Below are 26,783 nucleotides of genomic sequence, written 5' to 3'. Positions count from 1 at the left end.
TCCGCTTGCGGGATCGAGTGTCGGCACAGTTTCCAGGCTACGCATGCACCGGCTCGCGCAGCAGCACCCGGCCCGCGGTGACCTCGATGAGCGTGTCTCCTTGACGGATGTCGTCAAGGCGGTGCGTCACGTGCACGACCGTCCTCCCTTCGAGCGTGGTCCGCAGCCGCTCCAGCACCTCGTCGGCAGTGCGCTCGTCGAGGTGCGACGTGGGCTCGTCCAGCAGCACGAGGTCGGCGTCGTCGGCCGCGAGCAGCATCCGCGCCAGCGCGATCCGCTGAGCCTCGCCTCCGGAGACCGCTGCGCCGCCCGCGCCGAGCAGGACGTCCAGCCGCTCGGTCCAGTCGCTCATCCCGGCGTTCTGCAGCGCGGCCTTCAGCTCCTCGTCGTCGGCCTGCGGCTTGGCGGGCAACAGGTTCTGCCGCAAGGTCGTGGACACGAGCTGTGCGTCCTGGGGGCACCACGCGACGCGTTCCGGCAGCTCGGCGCGTCCGGCGGTCGGCTCCAGGAAGCCCAGCAACAGCGCCAGCAAGGTCGACTTCCCGCTCCCCGACTCCCCCACAACGAAGGTGTAGCTCCCCCGCTTCACCTCGATGTCGATGTCTCGCAACACCTCGTCGCCACCCCACCCGACGTCGACGCCGTGCAGTCGCACCCCGTCCGATGTCTTGTGAACACGCTTCACAGGAACGGCGCTCGTGTCGGCGTGCACGTGACGGACGCGAAGCGCGCGGAACTGCTGGAAAGCGGGCGGCAGCAGGGCGAGCGCTTCGGCCGTCGCGAGCGGGATGAGGGCCAGGACCGGCACGAGCAGCGGATCGATCTTGGCGGCGGCGCCGAGCGCGATGCCCGCGAGCGCGGTGAGGCCCGTCGCGAGGACGATCACCGCGTTGGCGGCGCCGACCCCGAGGGCCTGGCGGCGGGAGCGCGCGGCCAGCCCGGCGTCCACCTCCGCCAGGTCCGCCCGTCGATCACGGTGTGCGCCGAAGGAGATCAGGTCCGCCGAGGCTTCGAGCAGCACGAGAACCTTCGCGCTCACCTCGCGCCGCCCGTTGGCGAGGGCGATCGATGCGTGCCGCTCCACCGCCAACGCGGTCACCGGCGCGAGCACCGCGGCGAGGCCCAGCGCGATCAGCGCGACCAACCCCGCTTCCGGCAGGATCACCGCCTCGACGCTGATCGCCGTCGCCAGCACCGCGACCGAGACCAGCGGCGGAACGAGCACGCGGGGCACGAGGTCGCGGATGGTGTCCGTGTCCTCCGCGAGGCGCTGCGCGGCTTCCCGATCGACCCGCGCGGGGCCGAGTGCCACCAATGTCTCCCACAGCCGCACACGAAGCCGGCTCGCGAGGCGGAAGGCGGCGTCGTGCGACACCAGGCGTTCGACATAGCGCAGGACCGCCCGCCCGATGCCGAACGTGCGCACCGCGACCACCGAGACCGTGAGGGTGAGGATCGGCGGCTGTTGCGACGCCTTCGCGATCAACCAGGCCGAGACCGCCGTGAGCGCGATGCCGCTGCACAGCGCCGCCGCGCCGAGCAGGGCTCCGCCGACCGAGCGCGCGGTGATCAGCTCGCGGAGAGGCGCGGGCCAGTGCGGGCGATCCGCCTGAGAGATCGCCCGCACCGTGCCGCCACCACCGGCGTCGAGTTCGGCGGCGGGCTCATGGGTGCGGTGGGCGGCGAGCAGCACCGCGACACCCCGGCGCGCGGCTTCGCGCACCGCGGTCATGACGCGCTGCGCGGTCGGGGCGTCGAGGTGCGCCGTGGGCTCGTCGAGCAGCAGGATGCGCGCGCCGCGGTTGACCCTCAGCAACGCACGGGCGATCGCGACGCGCTGCCGCTCGCCGAGCGAGAGTTCGTCCACGTCCCGGAAACGAAGGTGCAGCGCCGCGGCCGAATCCAGTGCCTCCGCGAGTTCTTCGGCGGTCGGGTCGACCACGGCCAGCGCGAGTTCCTGGGCGACCGTGCCCGCCGCGAACGCGGGCCGCTGCGGCACCCAGGCGATCTGCTCCCGCCACGCCCCCATGTCCACTGTGGACAGATCGGTGCCGTCGACGGTGACGGAGCCGGAGTCGGGCCGCACGAAACCGAGGAGCACCCCGAGCGCCGTTGACTTTCCCGCACCGCTGGGCAGATCGAGCCGGGTGATCCCACCCGGGCGCAACGTGAAGCTCAACCCGTCCGGCGCGTAGCGCCCCCGCCGCTCGACGCGCACCGAGTCCACGACCACCTCGTGCCGGAACACCGGCCGCGCCGTGCCCGTGGCAGGCGAGGCCGAGTCGATCTCCGCGACCCGGCGCACCGCCTCGACGCCGTCCTCGCTCGCGTGGTGCGCCGCCCCGGCCGCGCGCAACGGCAGGTAGCACTCCGGCGCGAGGATCAACGCGAACAACCCGACCGCGAGCGTGAGATCACCGGACACCAGGCGCACGCCGACGAAAACCGCCACCACCGCAACGGAGATCGTCGCGATCAACTCGAGCACGAACGCCGACGCGAACGCCACCCGCAACGTCGCGCCGGTGGCCCGGCGGTGCGCCTCCCCCACGCGGCGCACCGCCTCCGCCTGCGCCGCGGCCCGCCGCAGCGAGGTCAGCACGGGCAGTGCCCGCACGAGCTCGAGGAGGTGGCCGGACAGCCGCTCGTTGGCGTCCGCGGCGCGCGCGACCTGGTCCTCGGTGTGCTTGCCGACCAGGATCGCGAACAGCGGCATCAACGGGATGGTCACCGCGATGATCACCGCGGACACCCAGTCGGAGAACAGGATCGACGCACCCACCACGAGCGGAGTGGCGACCGCGGACAGCAACGCGGGCAGGTAGCGGGTGAAGTAGGCGTCCAGTGCGTCCAGGCCGCGGGTGGCCAGCGCGGTCAGCTCGGCGGGGCCGCGCCCGGCGATCCATTCCGGCCCACGCGCCAGAGCGGAGTCCAGCACCCGCGCGCGCAGTTCCTCCTTGGCTCCCACGGCCGCGCGGGCGGCGACCGCTTCGGTGGCCCACGCGAGCGCCGCGCGTGCGACGACCGCGCCCGCGAGCACGATGAGCGGGGTGCGCAGCGCGTCGAGCGCTCCGCCTGCGACCACGGTGGCCAGTGCGGTGGCGATGGCCCAGGCCTGGGTCACCAGGGCGATGGCGGTGAGCACCGACAGCACACCGGTGACGGCCAGGGCCCGCCGCGCCGACACCGACATTCCCGGCAACGAACCGAGCGGGCCGCGCGTTCCCGATTTCGCGGAGTCCACGCTGGTGGGGAGTGGTGCGGCTGGGTTGCTCATGGAACGTGCACCGGGGGGATGTGGGTGGTGCTGATCCGCTTCCGGAACACCCAGTAAGTCCAGGCCTGGTAGACGAGAACGGCCGGAGTGCCGAAGAGCGCGACCCAAGTCATTACTCCGAGCGTGTAGGGGCTGGACGCGGCGTTGTACACGGTGAGTGAGTTCGCAGCGTCCACAGTGGACGGGAGGACGTCGGGGAAGAGCGCGCCGAAGAGCGCGACGACCGTCGAGGCCAGCGCGATGCCGAGCCCGGCGAAAGCCTGGCCCTCGCGCCCGCGGCGCAGGCGGAGCAGCGCGACGACCACGGCGACGAGCGCCAGGGCGAGGGGGACCACGGTCCACGTGAAGCCCTCGCGCGACTGCACGAGAACGAGCAGCGCGACGAGCGGCAGCAGGGCAACGGGCGCGAACCGAAGCGCCAGCGACCGCGCTCGATGGCGGATCTCCCCGTCGGTCTTGAGCGACAGGAACACCGCGCCGTGGACCAACGCGAAGCCCGCCACGGCCGCGGCGCCGAGGAGCGCGGGCCACTGGAAGGCCGCGAAGGCCGAGCCCACGCGGTCGCCACGGGCGTCGAGCGGGAGGCCGAAGATGTTGGTGGACAACACGAGCCCGACCCCGAGCGCGGGCACCCACGAACCGATGACGATCACGCGGTCCCAGTTCCGGCGCCACCGGGGCGAGTCGACCTTGCCGCGGTACTCGAACGCCACGCCCCGGCCGATCAGGGCGAGCAGCAGGAGCAGCAGCGGCAGGTAGGCCGCGCTGAACAGCGACGCGTACCAGGTGGGGAACGCCGCGAAGGTCGCGCCGCCCGCGACGAGCAGCCACACCTCGTTGCCGTCCCAGACCGGGCCGATCGTGTTGATCAGCACGCGGCGCTCGGTCTCGTCGCGGCCGAGCACGGGCAGCAGCATGCCGACGCCGAAGTCGAACCCCTCGAGGAACAGGTAACCCAGCCAGAGCAGGGCGATGATCACGAACCAGATGACCGGCAAGTCCACTGTGGACGCTCCTAGTAGGCGAAGGCCAGGACGTCGGGCTTGGCGTCACCCGAACCGGAGTCCGGGGTCGAGCCGGGATCGGGCGGCATCACGCCCTCCACCCCGGCGCGGACGAAGCGCCGCAGCAGGAAGATCTCCACGACCGCGAGCACGCCGTACACCGTGGTCAGCGCGATCAGCGAGAACAGCGCCTCGCCGACGGTGACCCCGGCCGAGACCGCCTGCGCCGTGTACATCCACACCCCGTCGACGCCGGTGGGGTTGGGCGCGACCACGAAGGGCTGGCGGCCCATCTCGGTGAAGATCCAGCCGAAGCTGTTGGCCAGGAACGGGGTCGCGATGGACAGCAGTGCGAGCGGCGCGAACCACCGGCTGCGGGGAATCCGTCCGCGCCTGGTCAGCCACAGCGCCAGTGCCGCCGCTCCCGCGGCGATCACGCCGAAGCCGATCATGAGGCGGAAGCCCCAGTAGGTGACCGGCAGGTTCGGCACGTAGTCGATGGGCCGTCCCGACAGCTCGCCCAGGCGCGGGTCCACCGGGTAGTTCGACCCGTACTTGGCCCTGTACTCGCCGACGAGCTGGTGGACGCCCTTGACCTCGCTGTCGACGTCGCCGTTGGCGAGGAACGACAGCAGCGCCGGCACGGTGATGCTCTTGACGCTCTCGCAGTCCGCCCGCTGCACGTCGCCGTAGGCGAACACCGAGAACCCTGCTGGTTTTTCGGTGTGGCACAACGCTTCCGCGGCGGCCATCTTCATCGGCTGCTGCTCGAACATCAGCTTGCTCTGCAGGTCGCCGGTGAGCGCGACGGCCGCGAACGCGACGAGCCCGACCCAGCTGCCGAGGCGCAGCGACGCGAACCAGACCTTGCGGTCCGGGTCGTCCGCTTCCGAAGACCTGCTTGCAGGGCCGAGCATCGATGGAGTGGAGCGGTTCCTACGCGCCAAGTGCCAGGCGGCGATGCCGACGAGGAAGGTGCCCGCGACGGCGAAGCAGCCCGCGATGGTGTGCGGGAACGCGGCGAGCACGGTGGAGTTGGTGAGCAGCGCCCAGATCGAGTTCAGCTGGGGCTTGCCGTTGACGTACTCGATCCCGACGGGGTGCTGCATCCACGAGTTGGCCGCGAGGATGAAGTACGCCGAGAGCATGGTGGCCAGCGAGAACGCCCAGGCGCACGCGAGGTGGACCCGCTTGGACAGCCGGTCCCAGCCGAAGATCCACAGGCCGAGGAAGGTCGACTCGACGAAGAACGCGAGCAGGCCCTCCATCGCCAGCGGCGCGCCGAAGACGTCGCCGACGAAACGGGAGTAGGCGCTCCAGTTCATCCCGAACTGGAACTCCTGGACGATGCCGGTGACCACGCCCATGGCGAAGTTGATCAGCATCAACTTGCCCCAGAACTTGGTCATCTTCAGGTACTGGGGCTTGCCCGTGCGGTACCAGGCGGTCTGCATTCCCGCGACCAGCAGGGCGAGTCCGATGGTGAGCGGGACCATCAGGAAGTGGTAGACGGTGGTGATGCCGAACTGCCACCGGGCGATGTCGAGGACGTCCACGCCCTAACGGTGCCTTGCGGGCACCGCCGACGAGCAGGTCAACACGTCCCTGATCGCCCGACCGAGGGTCCCCCGCCCTCGGGACCTAAGTCCCGTGGGCGGGGGTGGGGCGGTCAGCCCTCGTCGTCGCCGAAGAAGGCGTCGCCGACCTCGTCGAAGACCTCGCCGAGCACCATGCCGCCGACCACGCCCGCAGCACCGGCCGCGACGATGCCGCCGACGCCCATGCCGCCCCCGTCGTGGTGGCCGCCGTGGTAGCCGTGGTGACCGCCGTGGTGGCCGTGGTGGGACTGGCGGCGGGAGGACACCTCGTGCAGCCAGTTGTCGATCATCCCGGCCCAGTCGGCGCTCATCGAGTCCTCGTGGGAGAGCTGGAACCGGCCGAAGGCGTCGTGGCCGGAGCTGAAGAAGCCGCCGCGCTTGTCGGCCTCCAGCACCACGGCCATGCCGTGCGGGTCGGCGACGAAGGTCAGCTCGACCTCGTTGATCCGCCCGGCGAACTGGTGCGGCGGCAGGAACTCGATCTCCTGGAAGAACGGCAGCTGCTGGTGCAGCCCGGCGATGTGGCCCTGTTCCACGTCGGCGCTGCGGAACCGGAAGCCCAGCTGGCCGAAGGCGTCCAGGACGCGCTCCTGCGCGGGCAGCGGGTGCACGAACACCGGGTCGAGGTCGCCCTTGTCGACCGCGCCCGCCACCGCGAGCTCGGTGCGCAGGCCGATGGTCATGCCCGGCAGGCGCTGCCCGTAGACATCGGTCACCGGGGTTTCCCACGGCACGGGGAACTGGAACGGGATGTTCCTGCTCTCCTTGGCCGCCAAGCGGAACGCGCCCTCCACCCCGATGCGGTGGAACTCGGCGTTGACGCTGCGCTCGTGGTCGCCGTGCTCGGCTTCCACGCGGGTGACCAGGCCGAGCGCGACGAACTCGATGTTGACGTCGTGGTCGCCGCCCTGGATGCGCACCTCTCCGCTCAGGACACCGCCCGGCCGGGTGTTCGGGTCGAACAGCACCGTGTCAACGGACGGGCCACCGATGCCCAACGCGCCGAGCAGCTTCTTGAAGACCACCGAGATCCCCTTCTGTGGGACGGAACAGCCGTGTTGGTCGCTCAACGTACCGGGGCGGCACAAAGTGCCCGGTTCACCTGAGGGCCGCTGCCACCTCGGCCGCCGCGGCGACCACGAGCGGCCCGACCTCTTCGCTGACGAGGGTTTCCATCGAGACCACGCCGACGCTCGCGCGTAGCCCGATGACGCCGCGCACCGGCGCGGCCACCCCGAACGCCCCCGGCTGGAGCTCTCCCGAGGTCGCCAGCCACCCCGCTCCGTCCGGCGGCAGGTTCAGCGCCTTGCCCGCGGCTCCGCGCTGCACCGAGTGACGCGTGCCCACCCGGTACGCGACGTGGTAGGAGGTCCACGTGGGTTCGACGACCGCGACGGCCTGCGCCTCGTTGCCGTCGGCGACGGTGAGGTGCGCGGTCGCGCCGACCCGCTCCGCCAGGGCGCGCAGGGTGGGCAGCGCGGCGAAGCGCAGCTGCGGCATGACGCGCCCGGCCAGCCTCAGCACGCCCAGCCCGAGGCGGACGCGGGAGCCCTCCCTGCGCACCAGTCCCCTGGCCTGCAAGGGCACCAGCAGCCGGTAGACGGCGGCGCGGCTGGCGCCGATCGCCGCCGCCAGATCGCTGATGCTGGGCGCCTCGGTGTCCGCGTCGGCCACCGCCTGGAGCAGGGCGAGGCCCCGCTCCAGGGTCAGCGAGCTCTCTCTCGGCACGCCCGCCGCAGCGCCCTCGGGCATCGCTCAGTCCGCCGGAGCCGGTAGCACGGTGCCGCTGACCTCGGCGAACCCGACGACGGAGCCGTCGGGGCCCGGTGCGGTCGCTGTGATCACCACGGTGTCCCCGTCCTCGAGGAAGGTGCGTTCGGCACCATCATCGAGCACAACGGGCTCCTTGCCACCCCATGACAGCTCGAGGAAGCTGCCGCGCTCCTGCTTCTCCGGCCCGGAGACGGTGCCGGAGGCGAACAGGTCACCGGGGCGGACCGTGGCGCCGTTGACCGTCATGTGCGCGAGCTGCTGGGCGCAGGTCCACGCCATCGACGCGAACGGCGGACGGCTGACCAGCGTGCCGTTCCACCGCACCTCCAGCCGGATGTCCAGCCCGAGCGGCCGGTCCTCGACCAGGTAGTCGTGCAGCTCGTTGCCCATCGGCGGCGGCGCCACCCTGGCCTGGGACAGCGCGTCCAGCGGGGTGATCCACGCGCCCACGGAGGTGAGGAACGACTTGGCCAGGAACGGGCCGAGCGGCACGTACTCCCACGCCTGCAGGTCGCGGGCGGACCAGTCGTTGACCAGTGCGACACCGAAGATGTGCTCGGTCGCCTTCTGCACCGAGACCCGCGAGGTGACGGGGCCGCCGCAGACGAAGCCGACCTCGGCCTCGATGTCCAGCCGGGTGCTCGGCCCGAACGCGGGCGCGGGGTCGTCGGGCCCCTTGCGCTGGCCGTTCGGCCGGACCACGTCGGTGCCGGAGACCACGACCGTCCCGGCGCGGCCGTGGTAGCCGACCGGCAGGTGCGTCCAGTTCGGCAGCAGCGGGGCGGAGTCGGGGCGGAACATCCGGCCGACGTTCTCCGCGTGGTGCCGCGACGAGTAGAAGTCCACGTAGTCGGCCACCGTGAACGGCAGCCGGTTGGTGACCTCGCCGACCGGAACCAGCCTGGCCCCGCGTGGCGCCGAGCCCGCGGTGACCAGTTCGGTCAGCCGCGCGCGCAGCTCGCTCCACACGGGGCGCCCCGCGGCCAGGACGGCGTCGAGCGAGCCCGTCGCGACCAGCTCGCGGAGCCGGTCGCCGAACGATCCCGCGATCGGCCGGAGCGGGAGCGCGTGGTCGCCGACCCGCACCGCGAGTGCCGGGCCGCCGTCCACCTCCGCCGACTCGATGACGCCGTAGGGCAGCGTCTGCGGCCCGAAGGGCTGGTCGGCGCCGAAGGCCGGATCCTCGATCCAACTCACAGCAGGCCCAGCCCCTTCAGGTCTTCCACCGGCTCGGTCAGGGAGCAGGAGCCGTAGGAGGCGAAGACGCCGCGGACGGCGTGGGCCGCCGCCTCGGAGAGGTTGCCCGCCTCCTCGGCGAGCGCCTGCGGGTCCTCGCTGGCGAGCGCGGCCCTGGCGTCCCCGCCGGAGAGGGTGCGCGCGGTGGCGACGAGCAGGTTGAGGAAACCGTGGTGCTGGAACCCGGTGTTCTCGTCCACGTGCCGGATCGCGTTGTGCAGTCCGGCGGTCGCCTTGAACGGCACACCGGCGCTGCTGCTGACGGCGAGGAAGTCGGCGACCTCGTTGATCCCGGGGAACGCGTCGGAGGTCATGCCACCGCAGCGCAGTTTGGGCCAGCTGCCGTGGTCGGCCACCCTGCGCACGCTGGCCAGCCACTCCTCGTGGCTGATCGTGCCGTTGGTGGTGCCGGGACGGCGGGGTTCGACGACGCGGATCACGTCCTCGGGGACGAACTCGGACACGCGCTCCAGCCAGACGTCGTCGACGTCGGAGGGGGCGGGCATCTCGACCATGCGCAGTGCCAGCAGCTCACTGCGCGATTCGACGATGGAAACGGCCTTGGGAACACCGCCGAGGCCCGTGTCGATCACCAGTGACAGGCCGACCGGCTTGGCCGGCTTCGCCTTGATCAGTTCGGTGATCAGCTCGGGCAGCCGGGATGCCGGGCAGAGGAACAACCCGATCATTCCGGCCCAGTTCTCCGAGCGGGAGTCCAGGTGGTGACGCACCGCGTCCGCCATCGGGGCGTCGCCCGGTGGGAACAGCGCCGCGTCGTCAACCAGTCGGGCTAGCAGGGGCGGTGTGCCGCGCGGACCGGGCGCGCGGAGCTCCTCGACGCTTGACACGCCTGACACGCTAGTGGCGTCTACCTGAACGAACAAAAATGTCCGCTCTGCGAACACCCGAGGAAGGGGCCGGAAAGGCGATGCCGTACTACCGCACGGTCGGGGAACTCCCCCGAAAGCGCCACACCCAGTTCCGCAAACCGGACGGCGGCCTCTACGCCGAGGAGCTGATGGGAGTCGAGGGTTTCTCCTCCGACTCCGCGCTGCTCTACCACCGGTTCCTGCCGACGGCGATCGTGAACGCCGAACAGGTGGAGGACACCAGGGGCGGCACCGTGGCGAACCTCCCGCTGAAGCCGCGGCACTTCCGCACCCAGGAGCTGAAGTGGGCCGAGCCCGACCGCGTCGACGCGGTGACCGGGCGACGGCTGCTGTTCGGCAACGCCGACGTGTCGATCTGCTTCGTCGCCGCGAACGAGCCGAGTCCGCTCTACCGCAACGCTTTCGGCGACGAGCTGCTGTACGTGCAGACCGGCGGGGGCACCCTGGAGACGATCTACGGGGTGCTGAAGGTCGGCGTCGGCGACTACGTGGTGATCCCCACGTCGTGCACCTACCGGATCGTGCCCGAGGGCGACCAGGAGCTGCGGCTGCTCGTGCTGGAGGCGACCGGGCACATCGGCCCGCCCAAGCGCTACCTGTCCGCCAAGGGCCAGTTCCTCGAGCACTCCCCGTACTGCGAGCGCGATCTCCGCATGCCGACCGAGCCGCTGCTGGTCGACGGCGAGGACGTGCCGGTGCTCGTGCGGCACCGCGCGGGCCTGACGCGGTTCACCTACGCCAACCACCCCTTCGACGTGGTGGGCTGGGACGGCTGCCTCTACCCGTGGGCGTTCAACATCGCCGACTTCGAGCCGATCACCGGCCGCGTGCACCAGCCGCCGCCCGTGCACCAGACCTTCGAGGGCCCGAACTTCGTGGTGTGCTCGTTCTGCCCGCGCAAGGTCGACTACCACCCGCTCGCGGTGCCGGTGCCGTACAACCACGCCAACGTCGACTCCGACGAGCTGATGTTCTACGTCGGCGGCAACTACGAGGCGCGCAAGGGCTCCGGCATCGGCCTGGGGTCGCTGTCGCTGCACCCCTCCGGCTGCGCGCACGGACCGCAGCCGGGAGCCGCGGAGGCGTCGCTGGGCGCGGAGCGCTTCGACGAGACCGCGGTCATGGTCGACACCTTCCGCCCGCTCAACCTCGGCGAGGCGGCGCAGGCCAGCGAGGACCCGCGCTACGCCTGGACCTGGGCGCGTCGCGGCCCCGACTGGAGCTGATCGACCCTCTGATCTGTCAGTTCCTGCTCATGAGCGTGGCGATGGCCGCCTCGGCCGCCTGCGCAGCCCGCTGGCATAGCACGTCGGAGGTCAGGAAAGGTGGCTTGATACTTCCGTTCTTGGAGTAGCGGGCCTGGAGTGTCTGCCCAGGAGCGACGTCGACGACGACGTCGCAGGCCGGTGGCGGATCGGTCTTGGTTCGGATCAAGTTCTCCTTGGCCGGGAAGCCGCCGATGACGAGGTCGCGGACCTCGGCGTTGACCTTGCCCGCGGCGAACCGGTCGATGCCGGTGTGCGGAATCGGCACGAAGCTCACGCTCGTGGAGAGCTCTTCGTTCGGGAACCGGCAGGACTTCGCCTGGAGAACCACGCTGTCGTCGGGGCGGGGTGGCCGGTCGATGCCGAAGGTGCGTTGCTGTTCAGGGATGAGCAGTGTGCACGGGTCGACGTTGGTCATGTCGAGGACGCGCGGTCGTTGGATCGAGGGGGTGGTCGACACGGTGGTGGGGGTGTCGGCACCGACCACGTTGACGCACCCGGCGAGGGGCAGCGCGAGCAGGGTGACGCCGAGTCCGACGAGTCGGTGACGTGCAGCTCGACTAGCCATGCTGCCCCCTTAGTCCTCGGCGGTTGGTGTCCTCGATGCTGGTCATCAGGCGCTGAGTGTTCTCAAGTCGGTCGATCATGCCCTGGAGTTGATCACGGAATGCCTTGATGGCGTTATAGGCGCACTCGGGCTCGGTCAGTCCCTTGGCGGTGAGTTCCGCCGCGACCCAGAAGCTCACTCGGTCCTCGGCCATCGGCTCCACCTTCAGCGCAGTTAGCGCTTCCTCGGCCAAGTCATCCATGCGCTCCTTGATGTTGCGGAACAGGGCGATCGCCTCCGGGATCTTGTCCCGGTCGATGCGCAGCGTGCCCGGTCTGGTCGCTTCCTCACGGGTGGGGATGGCGGTCCACCCGGCTTGCCACCGTGGGTCGTTGTTGCCCGTCGGTCCCCGGTAAATCCCCCCGTTATCGGCCATGAACCGACGGTAACAAGCTTGCTGGGGCGGCAAAGGGTAGCTCGACAGTGGCTTGGGGATTCGCCCGGTTTGCCGGCGCGCTACGCCTGGACCTGGGCGCGTCGCGGCCCCGACTGGAGCTGATCCGCGACGGCGAGGATCGCGCTGCCCGGGACGCCGACGGCGAAGGTCGTCCCGGGCTCGCCCGCGATCCACACCGTGCCCGTGTTGCGCATGTACTCGGCGACGTCGATGCCCATCAGCGGCAGGCGCACGGGCACCCGTTCCCCGTCCGGGAACGTCAGCGTCGCGGTCGCGTCGGCGTAGCCCCGCCTGCCCGGCTCCCACGGCTCGTCGAGTTCGGCGGGCACGCGCTGCCACGGCCCCGCGTCCAGCAGCTGCCTGAGTTTCGTCCAGCCGCCCAGCCGTTTCCGCGCGCGCACGAACAACACGACGGCGACGAGCACGGCGACGGCGCTGATCGCGACGAGCACGACCTCGCCGGTCCACACGGTGGAGAGCAGCACGCCGAGCCCGACCGAGAGCGCAATCTTCGCGGGCGTGTAGAGCTGGCGGGAGTGCCGGATCAGCAGGCGCGCGACCGTCGAGGTGACGGCGTCGGCCGATGCCGGCGCTTCGGGGTCGTAGGCGGAAATCGCCGTGCGCGGCAGATCGGGTCGCTGCTGGACGGCCCGTCCGGGCAGCGGAGCGCGCATGCCAGCCAGGTGCACCGCGACCCAGCCGTGCTTGTCCGGCCCGACCAGCCACACCTCCTCGGCGCGGCCAACGGCTTGCAGGAACGGCTCCGCGCCTGCCACGAACCGGATGTGGATCACGCCCTCCGGCGACTCCACCTCCAGGAACCGGCCCCGGACGCCGCGCACGGCGACCGGCCGCCAGGACTCCGCGGCGAACATCCGCGCCGCCGCCCGCAGCCAACCGCCGATCAGCACGTACAGGACGATCGCGAGGACGGTGATCAGCACCGCGAGAACGACGATCGCGACCGTCGCCAGTCTCCTGGCGTCGAAGGCGATCGCGAGCGCGCCGAGCAACCACATCGCCACGGCGCTCAGCCCGATGCTCCAGAGCTGCCGCCGCGCCGCGCGCAGCGCCAGGTCGAGGTAGCGCAGCCCGAACGCGGGCCCGGTCGTCGGTGGAGGTGGGGTCACGGGAGGAAAGGTAACCCCTTCAGCTCACAATCGGGCCAGGTCGGCCAGCGGATAGCCGGGAACGCCGATGGCGCTGTCCGATCCCGGCTTCGGCATCCCCGCGAACCACATCGTGCCGGTGGCCCGCGTGTACTCGACGACGTCGCAGCTGACCAGAGGCAGCTTCACCGCGACCGTCTGCCCGGACGGCAGGCGCACCTCGGCACTGCCATCGGCGTACCCGCGGGCGTTCGGCCGCCAGGTCTCGTCGATGGTCGCGGGCAGCCTGGTCCACGTGCCCGCGGCGAGCAGCTCGGGCAGTGGCTTCCACACGGCCAGCGGGCGGGCGGCGAGGAACAACGGCACCGCGCCGACCACGCACAGCACCAAGAGGGCGGCGCCGATCAGCGGAGCGCCGAGCAGCCAGCCGACGGCGAGGGCGAGCACGCCGAGCAGGATCACGGCTCCCGCGGCGGCTTGGCCGCGCGCGGTCGCACCGGCCTTGAGCTTCGCCTGGCCCGCGACCACGAAGTCGTCGGCGGCGGGGGCGTCCGGGCCGGTGATCGGGGCCTCGGGCAGCACCGGGTTCGCCGGGCGCGCCTTGCCCTTCTCCAGTTTCCCGCCCAGCGGTGAGTGCAGGCCGGGCGTCACCAGCACCGCCCAGCCGTTCTTGTCCGGGCCGACCACCCACACGTTCCTGGTGCGGGCCAGCACCTCGCGGATGAGGGCGGGCATGCCGAGGGTGCGCAGCCGGAAGGTCTCCCCGTTCTTCTCGGTCACCGTCATCATCAGCGTGTTGCGGCCCGCCTGCTCCAGCTCCGCCGTCGCGGGGCGCCAGGTGCTCGAGGGCAGCAGCCGGTCGGTCGCCCGGGTCCAGCCGTCCAGCATCAGCAGCAGGTCGATGGCCATCGCGACGAACAGGCTGACCGAGATCCACACCACGGCCTGCACGTAGCCGGAGACGTCGGCGACGCTGGCCGCGGTCGCCCCGCCGACGAGCACGGCCAGGAGCAGCCACCAGTTCACCAGCTGCCGTTTCATCAACCGGATCGCCATCCGCAGGTGCGGGGTCTCAGCCGCCGGGCGGTCGGTTGGGGGGACCGGAACGGACTGCGCTGCAGCCTGGCTGGGGTGCACGCTCTCATGGTGGCCGCTGGAGGCCCGGTTGGGACCCCCTGAATCAGCACCCCTGAACGGGCCCCTTCCCCCTATCCCGAACACAGGTTAGGCTCACCTAAGTCGGAGGTGAGCGGTGAACGTCGAGACCACGAAGGCGCCAACGCCGAGCGCGGCGGAACGGGCCAGGACCATGGCGACGCGGGGTGGACCCGCGGTGCTGATGCCCGCCGCCGAAGGTCCGCTTGCGGGATCGAGCATGGGCACGGCCGGACCGATCTCGTTGCACGTCCAACCGTTGCTGCACCACGTGCACGCCGACGGCACCACGGCACTGCTGCTGCCCGCGCACCACGAGCTGGTCGGGCTGGCGTGGCAGGCGCCGAGGGGCGAACTCACCGCGATGCTGGAGATCACGGACTCGGCTCCGGTCCGGTTGCGGGAACCGGTCCGGGGCCTGCTGTGGCTCACCGGCTGGCTGCAGGCGCTCGACCCGAAGGAGTCGCGGGCGGAGGCGCTTGCCGTCGCGGAGAAGCAGCCGGACCACCGGCTGCTCGACGTGGGACACGGTGCGGTGATGCTGCGCCTGGTGCCCGCGTCGCTGGTGCTCGCCGACGCGGAGGGGACCGCGTCGGTGGAGCCCGGCGAGTTCACCGACGCGCGCCCTGACCCGTTCTGCCTGATGGAGACGGGATGGCTGCGGCACCTGGAGTCGGCGCACGGGGACGTGGTCGGGCAGCTGGCCCGGCACATCCCGGACGAGCTGCGCACCGGGCACGTGCGCCCGCTCGGGCTGGACCGCTACGGGCTGCGGCTGCGGGTGGAGTCGATCACCGGGGACCACGACGTCCGGCTGGCCTTCTCCCGGCCGGTCGGCGACACCCGCCAGCTGGCCGCCGAACTGCGCCGCCTGGCCGGCTGCCCGTTCCTGAACCGGCTGAACGGTCACTGATTGCCCCGATAGCCGCTTGTTAGGTCAAGAATTTTCTAAGACGCTGACCGCATGCGTCTGCCGGCCGCCGCCCTCGCGCTCGCCCTGCCGCTCGCCTCGATGGCACCGGCGAGCGCGGCGCCCCTGTTCACCGTGCACATGGCGCCGGGAGCCCCCGCGCACAACGACGGCCTCACCGCGCGCACACCCGTGGGCTCGCTCGCCCGCGTGCAGGAGGTGCTGCGCAGGCACCGGCCGAAGTCCGACGTCGAGGTGCGGATCGAGCAGGGCGTCTACCGGTCGGCCGGGATGCAGGACTGGCGCTTCTACATCCCCGGGCACACGATCTCGTTCATGCCCGCCGACTACGAGCAGGGCACGGGGTTGCCGCCGGGCGGCAGGCCGGTGTTCCGCAACGTCGCGGGACACCCCGGCGGCTTCTGGTTCCAGGCGCGGCTGCCGAAGGATCGCACCGACCCGCTCCACAACGGCGGCGACAGCGGCCTGCGCTTCTACTACCTGCAGGTCGAGGAGTACTCGGCGGGCGCGATCTCGATCTTCGGCGACTCCGAGCGGGACGTCAGCGACGAGAGCCACGACCCGCCGCTGCGGGTGCGCGGCAGCCAGGGGCTGAACGGGAACCTGCTGTTCGGGATGATGCTGCGCAACCTCGGCGACAAGCACGCGCCAGGGGCCCCGTTCGGCTACGGCGCGGTGGTGCTGACCAACTCCTCCGGTAACCGGATCGAGAACAACACCTTCGACCGCGTGGAGAACACCGATCCGCACGCCGGATACGTCCACGGCACCTATGTCACGCATTTCAGCTCGTCGAACGTGATCGTCCGGAACAGGTTCGAGTGGATCAGCGGAGATCCGATCAAGGTCCGGAACGCGAGCAGCTACAACGTATTCGAGCACAACACCTTCGACCGGACCGGCCGCACCGCGCACTACGCGGATGAATTCTGCGACCTTGATTGCGCACGCAAGAACAAGATCGACAGGCAGTGCGCCTCGTTCCACAACCGCCTGTTCCGGAACAAGCTCGGCCGCAGCCACACCGGCGATGCCGCACTGCCCGCGTGGCTGCTGACCCCGGCCGGCCTGACCAATGCCGGCGGTGCGCCATGCTCGATCCCCGCAGGCGACGTGCGGCTGCGGACGGGGTCCAACACGAGCTGAAGTAGCGTGCGCTGGTGACCAACCGCCTGCGCTCCTGGCTGGCACCGGCCCGGCCGGACGGCATCGAGACGATCACCGATCCGGCGCGGCGGCGGGCCGTCGGCATCGAGGTCCTGCTGGTCTTCTCGATCACCTTCGGGCTCTCCGGCGCGCGCAGCCTGCTGTCGCTGCTGAACTCCCTGCTGCAGCCGGTGCCGCTGAGCCAGCAGTCGGTCGCGCTCAACGTCTCGCGCTCCCAGTTGGGCCTGATCGACCTGCTCTACCAGCTGCTCGGGGTGGTGCAGCTGCTGGCGTGGGGCGCGCTCGGGGTGTACCTGCTCTACCGCGCCGGTGTCCGGCTGAGCAGCATCGGCCTCGACCGGACGCGCCGCGGCCGCGACCTCGCGTCCGGGGTCGGCCTCGCCGCGCTGATCGGCGTGCCCGGACTGGTGTTCTACCTGGTGGTGCGGGCGATCGGGCTGAACCTCACGGTCATGCCGAGCGCGCTGGATGACGTGTGGTGGCGGGCCCCGGTGCTCGTCCTGTCGGCGATCGCGAACTCGTGGGCCGAGGAGGTGCTGGTCGTCGGCTACCTGATCACCCGGCTCCGCCAGCTCGGCTGGGGCGAGAACCGCTCGCTGCTGCTGTCCTCGGTGCTGCGCGGCTCCTACCACCTCTACCAAGGCTTCGGTGGCTTCGTCGGCAACGTCGTGATGGGCCTGGTCTACGGCCGGTTCTGGCAGCGCTCGCAGCGGCTGTGGGCGCTCGTCGTGGCGCACGCGCTGATCGACACCGTCGCGTTCGTCGGCTACGCGCTGCTCAAGGGAGTCGTGCCCTGGCTGCCGTAGGTATACGGCGGGCGGAGCGGTCTCTTGGGTGGGGGGCAAGGAGTAACCGCTCCGCCCGCCGGAAGCCGAAGGGGCAGGCAGCTAGCCCGATCGGCTTTGAGTGATCTGACTGGGCGGAGCCAGACCACTTGGCGAGGGAAGTCCCCATACGTCGTAGTAACGCATTCTTTCCGGCCGATATTCAGGCCCTGGCTGAATACCTGTCGCAAAGAACAGTTCATCAATTCGCCGGACGAGTTCGTCCGCGCTCCACCGCAGGGAGCCCGCGGTGATTTCCGCGGCCGCGACACAGGACTGGTAGATCTCGACATTGCTTTCCTGGACGCCGAACACTTTTCCGCTGATGTAAGCGGAAGCTTCCGACACCAAGAATGCCACCAGTGCGGCGCAGTTGTCGAGGGTAAAAAGTTCGAAGTCACGTCCAGCAGCGCCGACGCCGTCGGACCCATCACCGGAACGGGTCAACGCGGCAAAATTTCGGGTTCTGCGCACTGGGGCGATCACATTACTGGCGACGCCGAACGGCGCCATTTCCATCGACACGATGGCCGAGAGCGAACTGAGCGCGAGCTTGGCGGCGCCGTAGCCCAGGTAGCCGTCCCGCCCGCCGAAGCCCAGCGCCGAGGTGGTGTGCGCCATCCGGCCCGGCCTGCGGGAGTCCTTCCAGTACCGGCACACCGCCCGCGACGGCTCGCAGCCGCCGTTGACGTAACCGCGGACCACCTCGTCCCACTCGGTGTCCGCGGCGCGCGGACCGCTGCCGGTCCGCAGGTCGTCGGCGTTGTTGACCAGCGCGTCGAGCCCGCCGAAGCGCTCGGTGGCCACCCGGACCAGGCGCTCGGCGACCCGGGTGTCGGAGACGTCGCCGTAGACCGGGGCCGACCGGCCGCCCTCGCCGGAGATCTGCTCGGCGACCGAGGTCGCGGACTCGCGGGAGGCGTCCGCGACCACGACGGCGGCGCCTTCCCGGGCGCATTCGAGCGCGATCGCCCTGCCGAGGCCGCGACCGGCTCCGGTCACGACCACGACGTTGCGATCCAGAACGCCCATGTGTCGAAGAGTAGCGGCGAAAGCCCCATGTTCACCCGTCAGTGGGTTACTTTCACGCTCTGGTCGGAGAGTAGTCAAACCCTGGGCTGACCAGGAGTACATCTGGCGTGGGTCGTCAAAGGCGCAGGCGGAAATGCCGCCGGGCCGCCGTCAGGGGTTCTCGGCGACCTGAGGCGGTTCAGGAATCTTGTACCCGGATTTGCCGACGCTGTCCGAGACGATCCGATTCCAGCTGCCGTCGGAGATCATCTTTCGCAATGCCGCGGTGATCTTCTGCAGGCGCTCGTCGCCCTTGCGGACGCCCACTCCGTAGCGTTCGGTGGAGAAGGGCTTGCCGACCAGCTTGAACTTGTCCGGCTGCTGCGCGGCGTACCCGGCGAGGATCACGTCGTCGGTGGTCAGCGCATCGATGTCGCCCCGCTCCAGCGCGGTGACGCACTCGCTGTAGGAGGAGAACTCCTGGAGGGTGACGCTGCGCGCGTAGGTGTCCTTGACCTTCTGCGCCGGGGTGGAGCCGGTCACCGAGCACAGCTTCCAGTCGCTGTAGTCCAGCGACTCCGGCCCGGTGATGTCGCCGTTGGTCTTGCGGACCAGCAGCGACTGCCCCGCGACGAAGTACGGTCCGGCGAAGTCGACCTTCTGCTTGCGGGCGTCGGTGATGGAGTAGCTGGCCGCGATCAGGTCGACCTTTCCCTGCTCCAGCATGGCCTCGCGGTCCCCGGAGCGGGCCTCGACGAAGGTGATGTTGCCGGGGTGCACGCCCAGCTCGCGGGCGACGTAGCGGGCGACCTCGACGTCCAGGCCCTCGAAGGTGCCGGAGGGCGTGCGCAGCCCGACGCCGGGCTGGTCGAACTTGATGCCGACGGTCAGCTTGGGGCCGTTGGGCGGTGGTGGTTCCTCGGCCGGGCCGGAGGAGCCGAACATGCCGCACCCCGCGACCGCCAACATCGTCACCGCGACCGACAGCGCACGGAACTGACGCATCTGTGCAGACCCCTCCGCAAGGTTGCGCGAGCGGCCCTGCCCACGCCGAACGGAGGCTACCCGAACGGATGAATGTTGCACTTCGCGACCGCTGCGCCGGGCGTTGGTTAGTCTCCGCCACGTGACAGCTCCTTCCAGCGCGACGGCGCTCGGCGTCGACAGCGAGGTCGGTCCGCTGCGGACCGTCCTGCTGCACCGGCCGGGTGACGAGCTCAAGCGCCTCACCCCGCGCAACAACGACCAGCTGCTCTTCGACGGCATCCCGTGGGTGGACCGGGCCCAGGCCGAGCACGACGCCTTCGCCGAGACCCTCGCGAGCCGGGGCGTGGAGGTGCTGCTGCTGGCCGACCTGCTCGGTGAGGCACTCGCCGACGGCCGGGCCCGCGCCGCGGGCGTGCACTCCGCCGTCGACGAGCGGCGCCTCGGCCTCGACCTGGCCGACGCGCTGCGCTCGCACCTGTCCGGGGTCGACGCGCGCACCCTGGCCTCGGTGCTGATGTCCGGGATGACCTTCGAGGAACTGCCCTCCGCCGAGGGCGCCTCCCTGGTGCGGCGGATGCACCACCCGAACGACTTCGCCGTCGACCCGCTGCCGAACCTGTTGTTCACCCGGGACTCGTCGGTGTGGGTCGGTGACCGGGTGGCGATCACCTCGCTGGCGCTGCCCGCGCGGCGGCGGGAGACGGCGCTGACCGACCTGATCTACGCCTACCACCCGAGGTTCAGCCACAGCGGCCGCGCGTACGGCGCGCACTCTGCTCCCCTCGAGGGCGGCGACGTGCTGCTGCTGTCCCCCGGCGTGCTGGCGATCGGGGTCGGCGAGCGCACGACGCCCGCGGGCGCGGAGTCCTTCGCGCGGTCGGTGTTCGCCGACGGCCTGGTGCACACGGTGTTGGCGGTGCCGATCGCGCAGGAGCGGGCGACCATGCACCTGGACACGGTCTGCACGATGGTCGACCGGGACGCGGTGGTGATGTACCCGGCGGTGCGGGACACGTTGTCGGCGTACTCGATCCGCCCGGACGGCTCGGACGGGGTCCAGGTGACCGGCCCGGAGCCGTTCCTGGAAGCGGCGGCCGAGGCGATGGGCATCTCGCGGCTGCGGGTGATCGACACCGGCCTGGACCCGGTCACCGCCGAGCGCGAGCAGTGGGACGACGGCAACAACACACTGGCCGTCGCGCCCGGTGTGGTGGTCGCCTACGAGCGCAACGTCGAGACCAACGAACGCCTCGAGCACGCGGGCATCGAGGTGCTGCGGATCTCCGGCTCCGAGCTGGGTTCCGGGCGCGGCGGGCCGCGCTGCATGTCCTGCCCGATGCTGCGTGAACCCCTGAAGTAGCCGCGGCACGACACGAAGCGGGCCCGGAACGTCGGTGACGTTCCGGGCCCGCCCGGTGTGCAAGTGCCTGTCTGAGGAGGAAAACCGGTCTGGGAGCGCCCGCCCCTGGTTGCACCCACAGTGGGGCGGGCGTCCCGTTTCAGTCGTTCAGCCTCAGCCCTTGAACATGCGCAGCATGTCGATCATGCCGAGCGCCGGGGCGCCCCCGACCTCCGGCAGCTTGGGCAGCGCGGGCAGCTTGGGCAGCTGCACCAGGTCCGCCGGCAGCGGGAGGGCGGTGGTGGCGGCACGCGGCTGGGCACCGAAGGGCAGCGTGGGCAGCTCGGTGGCGGCCAGCAGCTTCGGGTCGGTGACCGGGACCAGGGCCTGGGCGGGCTCCTCGCCGACGATCACGGAGGTGGCGTGGTCACCGGCGGCCAGCGCCTGGCCCAGCACCCGCACCGGGATGTCGAAGACCTGGACGCCCGCGCCGACCGGAACGACCGCGTCGACACCGGACAGACCGTGGCCGCTGGTGGTGGTGGCACCGCCGACGACCGACTCCAGCGTGCTGTCCGCGACACCGGTGGCGTTGCCCGCGGGGGCACCGACCGCGTTGCCGAAGACCTGGCCGACCGGGCCGAGCGGCAGGTGGACGATGTTGCCGGCCACCGCGCCGTTGTCACCGGCCGAGGTGCTCTCGCCACCGGCGTTGACCGCGGTGACGTTCGAGCCGAGGCCGTCGTTGACCGCGGCCGCCGCGACGGCGTTGCCGAAGCCCTGGACCACGGGGCCCAGCGCCGGGTTCACCACGTTGCCCGCGAGCGCGCCGCCGGTGCCGTCGGTGGCGGTGGCGGAGCCGGTCTCGGAGACCACGTCGTTGGTGGCGGCGGCGGAGTTGTTGGTGGCGGCGCCGAGGGCGTTGCCGAACACCTGCACCGCACCGGCCAGCGGCACCCACGCCACGTTGCCGGAGACGGCCGCGTTGCTGCCGTCGGTGCTGTTGGTGCCACCGGACATCGAGGTGATCGCGTTCGCGGCCTCGGCGTCCAGCTTGGACGCGACACCCGCGGCGTTGCCGAACAGCTGGACCGGCGGGGCCAGCGACGGGTCGACGATGTTGCCCGCGATGGCGCCGTCGGTGCCGTCGGTGGTGTGGTCGCCACCGGCCTTGGTGTCGGTCAGGTTGCTGGCCGTGGTGCCCGCGTTGCTGGCAACACCGCCCGCGATGCCGAACAGCTGGGTCGCGCCGGACAGCGAGGGCACGACGGTGTTGCCGGTCAGCGCGCCTTCGTCACCGGTGGTGATGGTGTCGCCGCCGGAGGTGGAGACGACCTCGTTGGAGGCCAGGGCGTCGGCGTGGGTGCCGATGCCGCCCGCGACGCCGAAGACCTGGGTCGGACGGGCGATCGCCGGGTGCACGACGTTGCCGGCCAGCAGGCCGTCCTTGCCGTACGCCTTGACCTCGCCACCGGCCTTCACGTCGCTGGCGTTCTCGACCGTCGAGTCGGTGTGCGAGACCAGGCCACCGGAGATCGCGAAGACGTCGAACGGACCGGCCACGGTCGGGGCGATCGCGTTGGCCGAGACCACACCGGCGTCGTCGTGGGCGTTGGTGCCGCCACCGCTGTTGCTGGTGCGGTCGTTGGTCACGTGGGTCTCGACGTTGGAGAGCACGCCACCGGCGCCACCGAAGACCTGGGGCAGCGAGGCGACCGACGGCTGCAGCACGTTGCCGCTGCCGATGGCCTCGGTGCCGGTGCTGCCGGTGTAGCCACCCGCCTGCACGTCGACGGTGTTGTTCTGCTGGGCGTCGCCGTTGAGCAGCACGCCGGCCACGTTACCGAAGGCGCCGGCCGGGCCGGTCACGTTCGGAGCGGCCACGGTGCCGGCCACGACACCGTTGTCGCCCTTGGAGAAGCGGTCGCCACCGGCGGTGGAGGAGATGACCTGCTCGTCGGCGGCGTCCACGTTGGACACTGCGCCGATCGCGTTGCCCGCGAGCTCGACGGGCAGCGCGCCCGCCGGGGAGACGAGGGTGCCGGCGAGGACGCCCTCCTCACCGCTGGTGCGGGTGGTGCCGGTGGCCGAGACGTCGGTCGAGGACGCGTTGTCGGCGTCCGCGTTGACCAGCACGCCACCGCCGTTGCCGGAGGCCACGACCGGGCCGGCGACGAACGGGGCGACCAGGTTGCCCGCGAGGATGGCGTCCTCACCGGTGGTGGTGCGGTCGCCACCGGCCTCGGCGCACAGCTCGGTGGTGGAGTTCGAGTCGGGCAGGCTCAGCACCGCGCCCAGCGCGTTGCCGTTGACCTCGATGGGCAGCGCCGCGGTGGGGGCGACGATGTTGCCCGCGCCCGCGCCGTCCTCACCGGTGGTGGTGATGTCGCCGCCGGAGGTGGCGCCGACCTTCGACTCGGAGTTGCTCTCCGCGCCGGACAGCACCGCGGCCAGCGCGTTGCCGGTCACCTGCACGGGGATGGCCGCCTGCGGCGACACGACGTTGCCCGCGAGCGGGGACTCCTCGCCCGAGGTGGAGATCGGGCCACCGGTGGCGGCGTTGACCTCGGAGGAGCTGTGGGTCTCGGCGCGGCCGGCGACCGCGGCGATCGCGTTGCCGGAGATGTCGACCGGCAGGGCGATCTGCGGGGCGACGACGTTGCCCGCGACCGGGTGCTCGGAGCCGTCGGTCTCGACGCCGCCGCCGCTGCTGGCGGAGGTGACCGAGCTGCTCTGGGCCTCGGCCTTGCCGCCCAGGACGGCGACCGCGTTACCGGTCACGTTCACCGGGACGACGACCTCGGGCTGCACGGTGTTGCCGCGGAGGAGCTTGGCGCCCTCCTTGCCGACCAGGCCCTCGACCACGGCGGTCGGGTTGATGGAGATGTCGCGCTTGATCGAGGGCAGGTCGACCTTGGTCAGACCGAGCGGGGCGCCGATCTGGTTGCCGTCGATGTTCACCTTGACGGTGATCGTGCCGTCGACCGTGTTGATGGGGCGATCGGGGTTGTCGGCCTCGTGGGCCTGAGCAACACCGGCACCTAGCATGAACATCCCACCGGTAACAATCGCGGCGCGGATTCCACGCTTCGCCCAGGTGTTCATTATTGTTCCTTTCGTAGTCCCTTGCGGGAAGAAAACAGGCGCCATCGCATGGCAGTGCGGAATGTGGTCGCCTGGACCTGAGAGTGGTTCTTCAACGCGACACGGCGAGCGGTCTGGTGCGCTGTTGGCAGACAGCGTCAGACGGCTCGCCGTGCGGGGTTTCAGTCAGGAGTGGTGCCGGGCTGCCGGTGGCTGTCGCCGGCCATCCGCGCCAGCGCATCGGCGCTGATGGACAGCTCGCTCACCACACGCACACCGGGGGCGTCGAAGCCCACCGCGTGGCTCGGCAGCTGGTCCGCCCATGCGTCCTCGGAGGAGGCGTTGGTGCTCGAAGGCGCGATGATCGCGAGCTTCGGCGAGGGCGAACCGGGGAGCCGGACCGGGTCGGCAGGACGCGGTCCGGACTGCGCGGCGTTGGCCGCGGGGGACGTCGCAGCGGGCTGCTGCACGTCGACCGGCGCGCGCCTGAACAGCGCGGGCGCCGGAGCCTGAGGGGTGTCCACCTGCGTGTTCTCGCCGGTGGAACCGTCGCCGACCAGGGAGTCCCCTGATGCGGCAGGGAAGGAACGGGCGGAGCCCTCCGCCGTCGGCGCGCCGAGCCCGACCAGTCCGGCGAGGCCGGAGACCAGGGGCGCGCTCTGCCGGGGCTGCTCCGGCGCGTGGCCGGTGACGACGCCGAGGACCTGGCGCACGACCCCGTGCACGGTGCCCTCGACGGCCTTGCCCGCCTCGACGACCGGAGTGGTGACGTGCTCGACCACGGGGGTGGCGACGTCCTCCACGGTGGTGACGATCCGCATCACCGGCTCGAAGGCGGCGGCGATCGGCTCGGCCTGGGCACTCGCGGTGCCCGCGGTGAGCAGCCAGCCCGCCGTGATCCCGCCCAGGACCAGCGCGGTGCGGGTGAGCGCACGGCGGACACGGCCGCCTTCGCCCACTCGACGCGTCTGGTTCCTGAACAAGGATTTCACCCTTCGAAAGAAGATTGTGGTGGCCGAACCAAGTTCTCCAAGGAACTTCCGTCCGACAGGAGAGAAGATGCCACAGAAATGGATCTAGGTAAACCTCGGAGAGTCAAGGTCGCCTCTTCGAGTTAACCCGGACCCTTCCCTATACGGGGAGTGAGCACAAGCCCGGGTTACCGACGGTAATATGAAACCCCTCCGGTTATCACTATCGAACCAGCTCAGCGGCGGTGGATAGCCGGATCGCGGGGTAGCGTCTGACGACATGGCCCCGAACACCACCACCACGAAGTTCCACGAGTTGCTGCGGGCGCAAGTACGCAACGAGTTCACCGCCTCGCAGCAGTACATCGCCGTCGCGGTCTGGCTGGACGCGCAGGACCTGCCCAGGATGGCCGCGCACTTCTACCGACAGGCGCTCGAGGAGCGCAACCACGCGATGATGATCGTCCAGTTCCTGCTGGACAACGGCCTGCCCGTGGCGATCCCGGGCGTCGACGAGGTCCGCAACGACTTCACCACCGTGCGGGAACCGGTCGAGCTGGCGCTGAACCAGGAGCGCAAGGTCACCGAGGAGATCACAGCGCTGGCGCGGGCCGCCCGCGACGAGGGCGACTACCTCGGCGAGCAGTTCATGCAGTGGTTCCTCAAGGAACAGGTCGAGGAGGTCTCCTCCATGTCCACGCTGCTCACCATCGTCGACCGCGCCGGTGGCAACCTCTTCCACATCGAGGACTTCCTCGTGCGGGAGAAGGTCGGCGCCGAGGGCGAGGACCCCACCGCTCCCCCGGCGGCGGGCGGCGCCGTCTAGCCCGGAGCACCCGCGACGCCCGGTCCGTCCACTGTGGACTGGCCGGGTGTCATGCGTTCGGCTCAGCCCGAACAGCTCTCGTCGTTGTCGTTGAAGCGCAGGCTGATCGCCGTGACCTTGGAATGGTTGAAGTCCACGGTGAACACGGCCCTGCTGTTGCCGGGCACTGGCGTCTGCGCGCTGCCGGAACCGGAGCTCAGCGCGACCTTCCGCAGCTCCGGGTAGACGTTGCCCGCCTGCTCGACCGTCATCCCGGCGCGCAGCCCCTCCGGAGTGCGCGGCGCGTTGCGCGGCAGGACCTCGGCGAGCCCGGCCTTGCGCGAGACCACCACCGTTCCGAAGCTGGTGCCCGAGGAGTCCAGCAGTTCGTGCCTCGTGCACCGGTGCTCAGCGGCCTGCTGCTGGTCCAGTACGTCCTGCGACACCATGCCCGTCTCGTGTGCCTGTTGGCGTGTCATGCCCAACCTCAGCGCGCCCAACCCGTTGGGACCCAACACGGTCGGCAACGGCTGCTTCGCGGGTGTCGTCACCGACGGCGTGCCGGACTGGGCAAGAGGTGTCTTCGCGGCGAGCCCGACGCTCGACGCGGCCACGCCCCCGACGACGGCGAGCACCGCGACGATGGCACCGCCCCCGACGGCGAGACCTCGACGGTTGCGGCGACGCCTGCGTGCTCCCGCGACGATGGCCCGCCCCGCGACGGGCGACGGTGTCAGGCTGATCCGCTCGTCCTGGAACATCCGGCGCAGCTCGTCGTCGAGGTTCACCGATCGCCCCCGTCCCCGACGAGGTTGCCCAGTCGCAGTCGCAGCGACGCCATCGCCTTGCTCGTCTGGCTCTTCACCGTCCCCTTGGTGACCCCGAGCGATTCGGCGATCTCGGCTTCGGAAAGGCCGTCGTAGTACCTGAGCACGATCACCGCGCGCTGCTTCGGCGGCAGCGCCCGCAGAGCCTGCCAGAGCGGCTCGTCCTCCAGCCGGTCGTGGTCGTGGTGGATCGAGACGTCCGGCAGCTCCGCGACCAGGTTCTCCCTCCGCGTTCTCCGCCACCGGCTGACGTGCGCGTTCGCCATCGACCTGCGCACGTACGCGATCGGCTCGGCCCCCCTGCGCAGCAGCGACGTCCAGCGCGAGCCCACCTTCTCCAGCACCGTCTGCACGAGGTCGGCGGCGTCGTGCGGGTTGCCGGTCAGCGCGTGCCCGTACCGCAAGAGACCGGGTAGCGCCGCCCGCACGAACTCGCCGAAGTCCTCTTCCATCGTCCCGTCCCCATGAAGCTCCACCCCGCTGACAGCGACTACACGCGCGACACCCCCGTGCGGTTGCCACGAGT

The 26,783-nt window shown here is 70.9% G+C and carries 23 protein-coding genes; 6 read left to right on the top strand and 17 right to left on the bottom strand.

Features of this window, described 5'->3' with window-relative positions; all coding sequences use genetic code 11:
• Positions 1–37 precede the first annotated feature (37 nt).
• The 7 genes from cydD to BLT28_RS28995 form a co-directional block, all read right to left on the bottom strand.
• Complete coding sequence (cydD, locus tag BLT28_RS29025; RefSeq protein WP_030428012.1) at positions 38–3,277, bottom strand: thiol reductant ABC exporter subunit CydD; 3,240 nt, start codon at positions 3,275–3,277, stop codon at positions 38–40.
• Complete coding sequence (gene cydB / locus BLT28_RS29020; protein ID WP_030428011.1) at positions 3,274–4,281, bottom strand: cytochrome d ubiquinol oxidase subunit II; 1,008 nt, start codon at positions 4,279–4,281, stop codon at positions 3,274–3,276. The genes cydD and cydB overlap by 4 nt, the downstream gene beginning before the upstream one ends.
• 11 nt (positions 4,282–4,292) lie before the next feature.
• Positions 4,293–5,837, bottom strand: coding sequence for a cytochrome ubiquinol oxidase subunit I (locus BLT28_RS29015; RefSeq protein WP_030428010.1), 1,545 nt, complete (start codon positions 5,835–5,837; stop codon positions 4,293–4,295).
• 113 nt (positions 5,838–5,950) lie between these two features.
• Positions 5,951–6,904 carry a sporulation protein gene (locus BLT28_RS29010; protein ID WP_030428009.1) on the bottom strand — a complete coding sequence of 318 codons (954 nt, stop codon included), beginning with the start codon at positions 6,902–6,904 and terminating at the stop codon, positions 5,951–5,953.
• A 73-nt stretch (positions 6,905–6,977) separates the two neighbouring features.
• Positions 6,978–7,631, bottom strand: a complete 654-nt coding sequence (locus tag BLT28_RS29005; RefSeq protein ID WP_030428008.1) for a helix-turn-helix domain-containing protein — start codon at positions 7,629–7,631, stop codon at positions 6,978–6,980.
• A 3-nt stretch (positions 7,632–7,634) separates the two neighbouring features.
• Positions 7,635–8,849 (bottom strand): fumarylacetoacetase, encoded by a 1,215-nt coding sequence (fahA, locus tag BLT28_RS29000; RefSeq protein ID WP_030428007.1) that lies wholly within the window; start codon positions 8,847–8,849, stop codon positions 7,635–7,637.
• The gene (locus tag BLT28_RS28995; protein WP_162184803.1) at positions 8,846–9,736 is read right to left on the bottom strand and encodes a hypothetical protein; all 891 of its coding nucleotides are present in this window, start codon (positions 9,734–9,736) and stop codon (positions 8,846–8,848) included. Before BLT28_RS28995 ends, fahA begins: the two co-directional genes overlap by 4 nt.
• An 80-nt stretch (positions 9,737–9,816) precedes the next feature.
• Here BLT28_RS28995 and BLT28_RS28990 point away from each other — a divergent pair, with 80 nt between their 5' ends.
• Positions 9,817–11,004 carry a homogentisate 1,2-dioxygenase gene (locus tag BLT28_RS28990; protein ID WP_030428005.1) on the top strand — a complete coding sequence of 396 codons (1,188 nt, stop codon included), beginning with the start codon at positions 9,817–9,819 and terminating at the stop codon, positions 11,002–11,004.
• Between the two features lie 16 nt (positions 11,005–11,020).
• Here the strand turns inward: BLT28_RS28990 and BLT28_RS28985 are convergent, their stop codons facing one another.
• The 4 genes from BLT28_RS28985 to BLT28_RS28970 all read right to left on the bottom strand — a co-directional run bounded on the left by BLT28_RS28985 (position 11,021) and on the right by BLT28_RS28970 (position 14,197).
• Entirely contained in the window at positions 11,021–11,611 is a 591-nt protein-coding gene (locus tag BLT28_RS28985) for a DUF3558 domain-containing protein (protein ID WP_030428004.1), read from the bottom strand.
• Entirely contained in the window at positions 11,604–12,026 is a 423-nt protein-coding gene (locus BLT28_RS28980; RefSeq protein WP_030428003.1) for a hypothetical protein, read from the bottom strand. The genes BLT28_RS28985 and BLT28_RS28980 overlap by 8 nt, the downstream gene beginning before the upstream one ends.
• Before the next feature lie 80 nt (positions 12,027–12,106).
• Positions 12,107–13,177: a hypothetical protein gene (locus BLT28_RS28975; protein WP_030428002.1), complete on the bottom strand. Its 1,071-nt coding sequence runs from the start codon at positions 13,175–13,177 to the stop codon at positions 12,107–12,109.
• Positions 13,178–13,201: 24 nt separating this feature from the next.
• Positions 13,202–14,197: a hypothetical protein gene (locus tag BLT28_RS28970; protein WP_156050624.1), complete on the bottom strand. Its 996-nt coding sequence runs from the start codon at positions 14,195–14,197 to the stop codon at positions 13,202–13,204.
• A gap of 268 nt (positions 14,198–14,465) precedes the next feature.
• Between BLT28_RS28970 and BLT28_RS28965 the strand changes: the two genes are divergently transcribed.
• Genes BLT28_RS28965 through BLT28_RS28955 form a run of 3 tightly spaced genes read left to right on the top strand, consistent with a single transcriptional unit; the run spans position 14,466 to position 17,215 of the window.
• Positions 14,466–15,224, top strand: coding sequence for a DUF2470 domain-containing protein (locus BLT28_RS28965; RefSeq protein WP_052407040.1), 759 nt, complete (start codon positions 14,466–14,468; stop codon positions 15,222–15,224).
• A 51-nt stretch (positions 15,225–15,275) separates the two neighbouring features.
• Positions 15,276–16,388, top strand: a complete 1,113-nt coding sequence (locus BLT28_RS28960) for a right-handed parallel beta-helix repeat-containing protein (protein ID WP_030427999.1) — start codon at positions 15,276–15,278, stop codon at positions 16,386–16,388.
• Between the two features lie 14 nt (positions 16,389–16,402).
• Positions 16,403–17,215, top strand: coding sequence for a CPBP family intramembrane glutamic endopeptidase (locus tag BLT28_RS28955; protein ID WP_030427998.1), 813 nt, complete (start codon positions 16,403–16,405; stop codon positions 17,213–17,215).
• Between the two features lie 81 nt (positions 17,216–17,296).
• Here the strand turns inward: BLT28_RS28955 and BLT28_RS28950 are convergent, their stop codons facing one another.
• Together BLT28_RS28950 and BLT28_RS28945 are read right to left on the bottom strand one after the other, a co-directional pair.
• Positions 17,297–18,265 (bottom strand): SDR family NAD(P)-dependent oxidoreductase, encoded by a 969-nt coding sequence (locus BLT28_RS28950; protein WP_052406988.1) that lies wholly within the window; start codon positions 18,263–18,265, stop codon positions 17,297–17,299.
• Positions 18,266–18,415: 150 nt separating this feature from the next.
• A complete protein-coding gene (locus BLT28_RS28945; RefSeq protein ID WP_030427996.1) occupies positions 18,416–19,249 on the bottom strand; it encodes a glutamate ABC transporter substrate-binding protein in 834 nt (277 codons plus the stop codon).
• 121 nt (positions 19,250–19,370) lie between these two features.
• Between BLT28_RS28945 and arcA the strand changes: the two genes are divergently transcribed.
• Complete coding sequence (gene arcA, locus BLT28_RS28940) at positions 19,371–20,591, top strand: arginine deiminase (protein ID WP_030427995.1); 1,221 nt, start codon at positions 19,371–19,373, stop codon at positions 20,589–20,591.
• A 153-nt stretch (positions 20,592–20,744) separates the two neighbouring features.
• Here arcA and BLT28_RS28935 read toward each other — a convergent pair whose 3' ends face one another.
• Positions 20,745–23,618, bottom strand: a complete 2,874-nt coding sequence (locus BLT28_RS28935) for a beta strand repeat-containing protein (RefSeq protein ID WP_156050622.1) — start codon at positions 23,616–23,618, stop codon at positions 20,745–20,747.
• Between the two features lie 218 nt (positions 23,619–23,836).
• Positions 23,837–24,637, bottom strand: coding sequence for a hypothetical protein (locus tag BLT28_RS28930; protein WP_156050620.1), 801 nt, complete (start codon positions 24,635–24,637; stop codon positions 23,837–23,839).
• A gap of 268 nt (positions 24,638–24,905) precedes the next feature.
• On the opposite strand from BLT28_RS28930, the gene BLT28_RS28925 reads away from it, so the two are divergent.
• Positions 24,906–25,451: a ferritin gene (locus tag BLT28_RS28925; RefSeq protein ID WP_030427992.1), complete on the top strand. Its 546-nt coding sequence runs from the start codon at positions 24,906–24,908 to the stop codon at positions 25,449–25,451.
• A 62-nt stretch (positions 25,452–25,513) separates the two neighbouring features.
• Here BLT28_RS28925 and BLT28_RS28920 read toward each other — a convergent pair whose 3' ends face one another.
• Together BLT28_RS28920 and BLT28_RS28915 are read right to left on the bottom strand one after the other, a co-directional pair.
• Positions 25,514–26,218, bottom strand: a complete 705-nt coding sequence (locus tag BLT28_RS28920; protein ID WP_030427991.1) for a hypothetical protein — start codon at positions 26,216–26,218, stop codon at positions 25,514–25,516.
• Complete coding sequence (locus BLT28_RS28915) at positions 26,215–26,709, bottom strand: SigE family RNA polymerase sigma factor (protein ID WP_030427990.1); 495 nt, start codon at positions 26,707–26,709, stop codon at positions 26,215–26,217. Before BLT28_RS28915 ends, BLT28_RS28920 begins: the two co-directional genes overlap by 4 nt.
• Positions 26,710–26,783 lie beyond the last annotated feature (74 nt).

The sequence above is a fragment of the Allokutzneria albata genome (assembly GCF_900103775.1).
In the GTDB taxonomy this organism is placed as follows: Bacteria; Actinomycetota; Actinomycetes; order Mycobacteriales; family Pseudonocardiaceae; genus Allokutzneria; species Allokutzneria albata.
The sequence above is the reverse complement of the archived record's forward strand: the minus strand, read 5'-3'. Positions and strand labels throughout refer to the sequence as shown.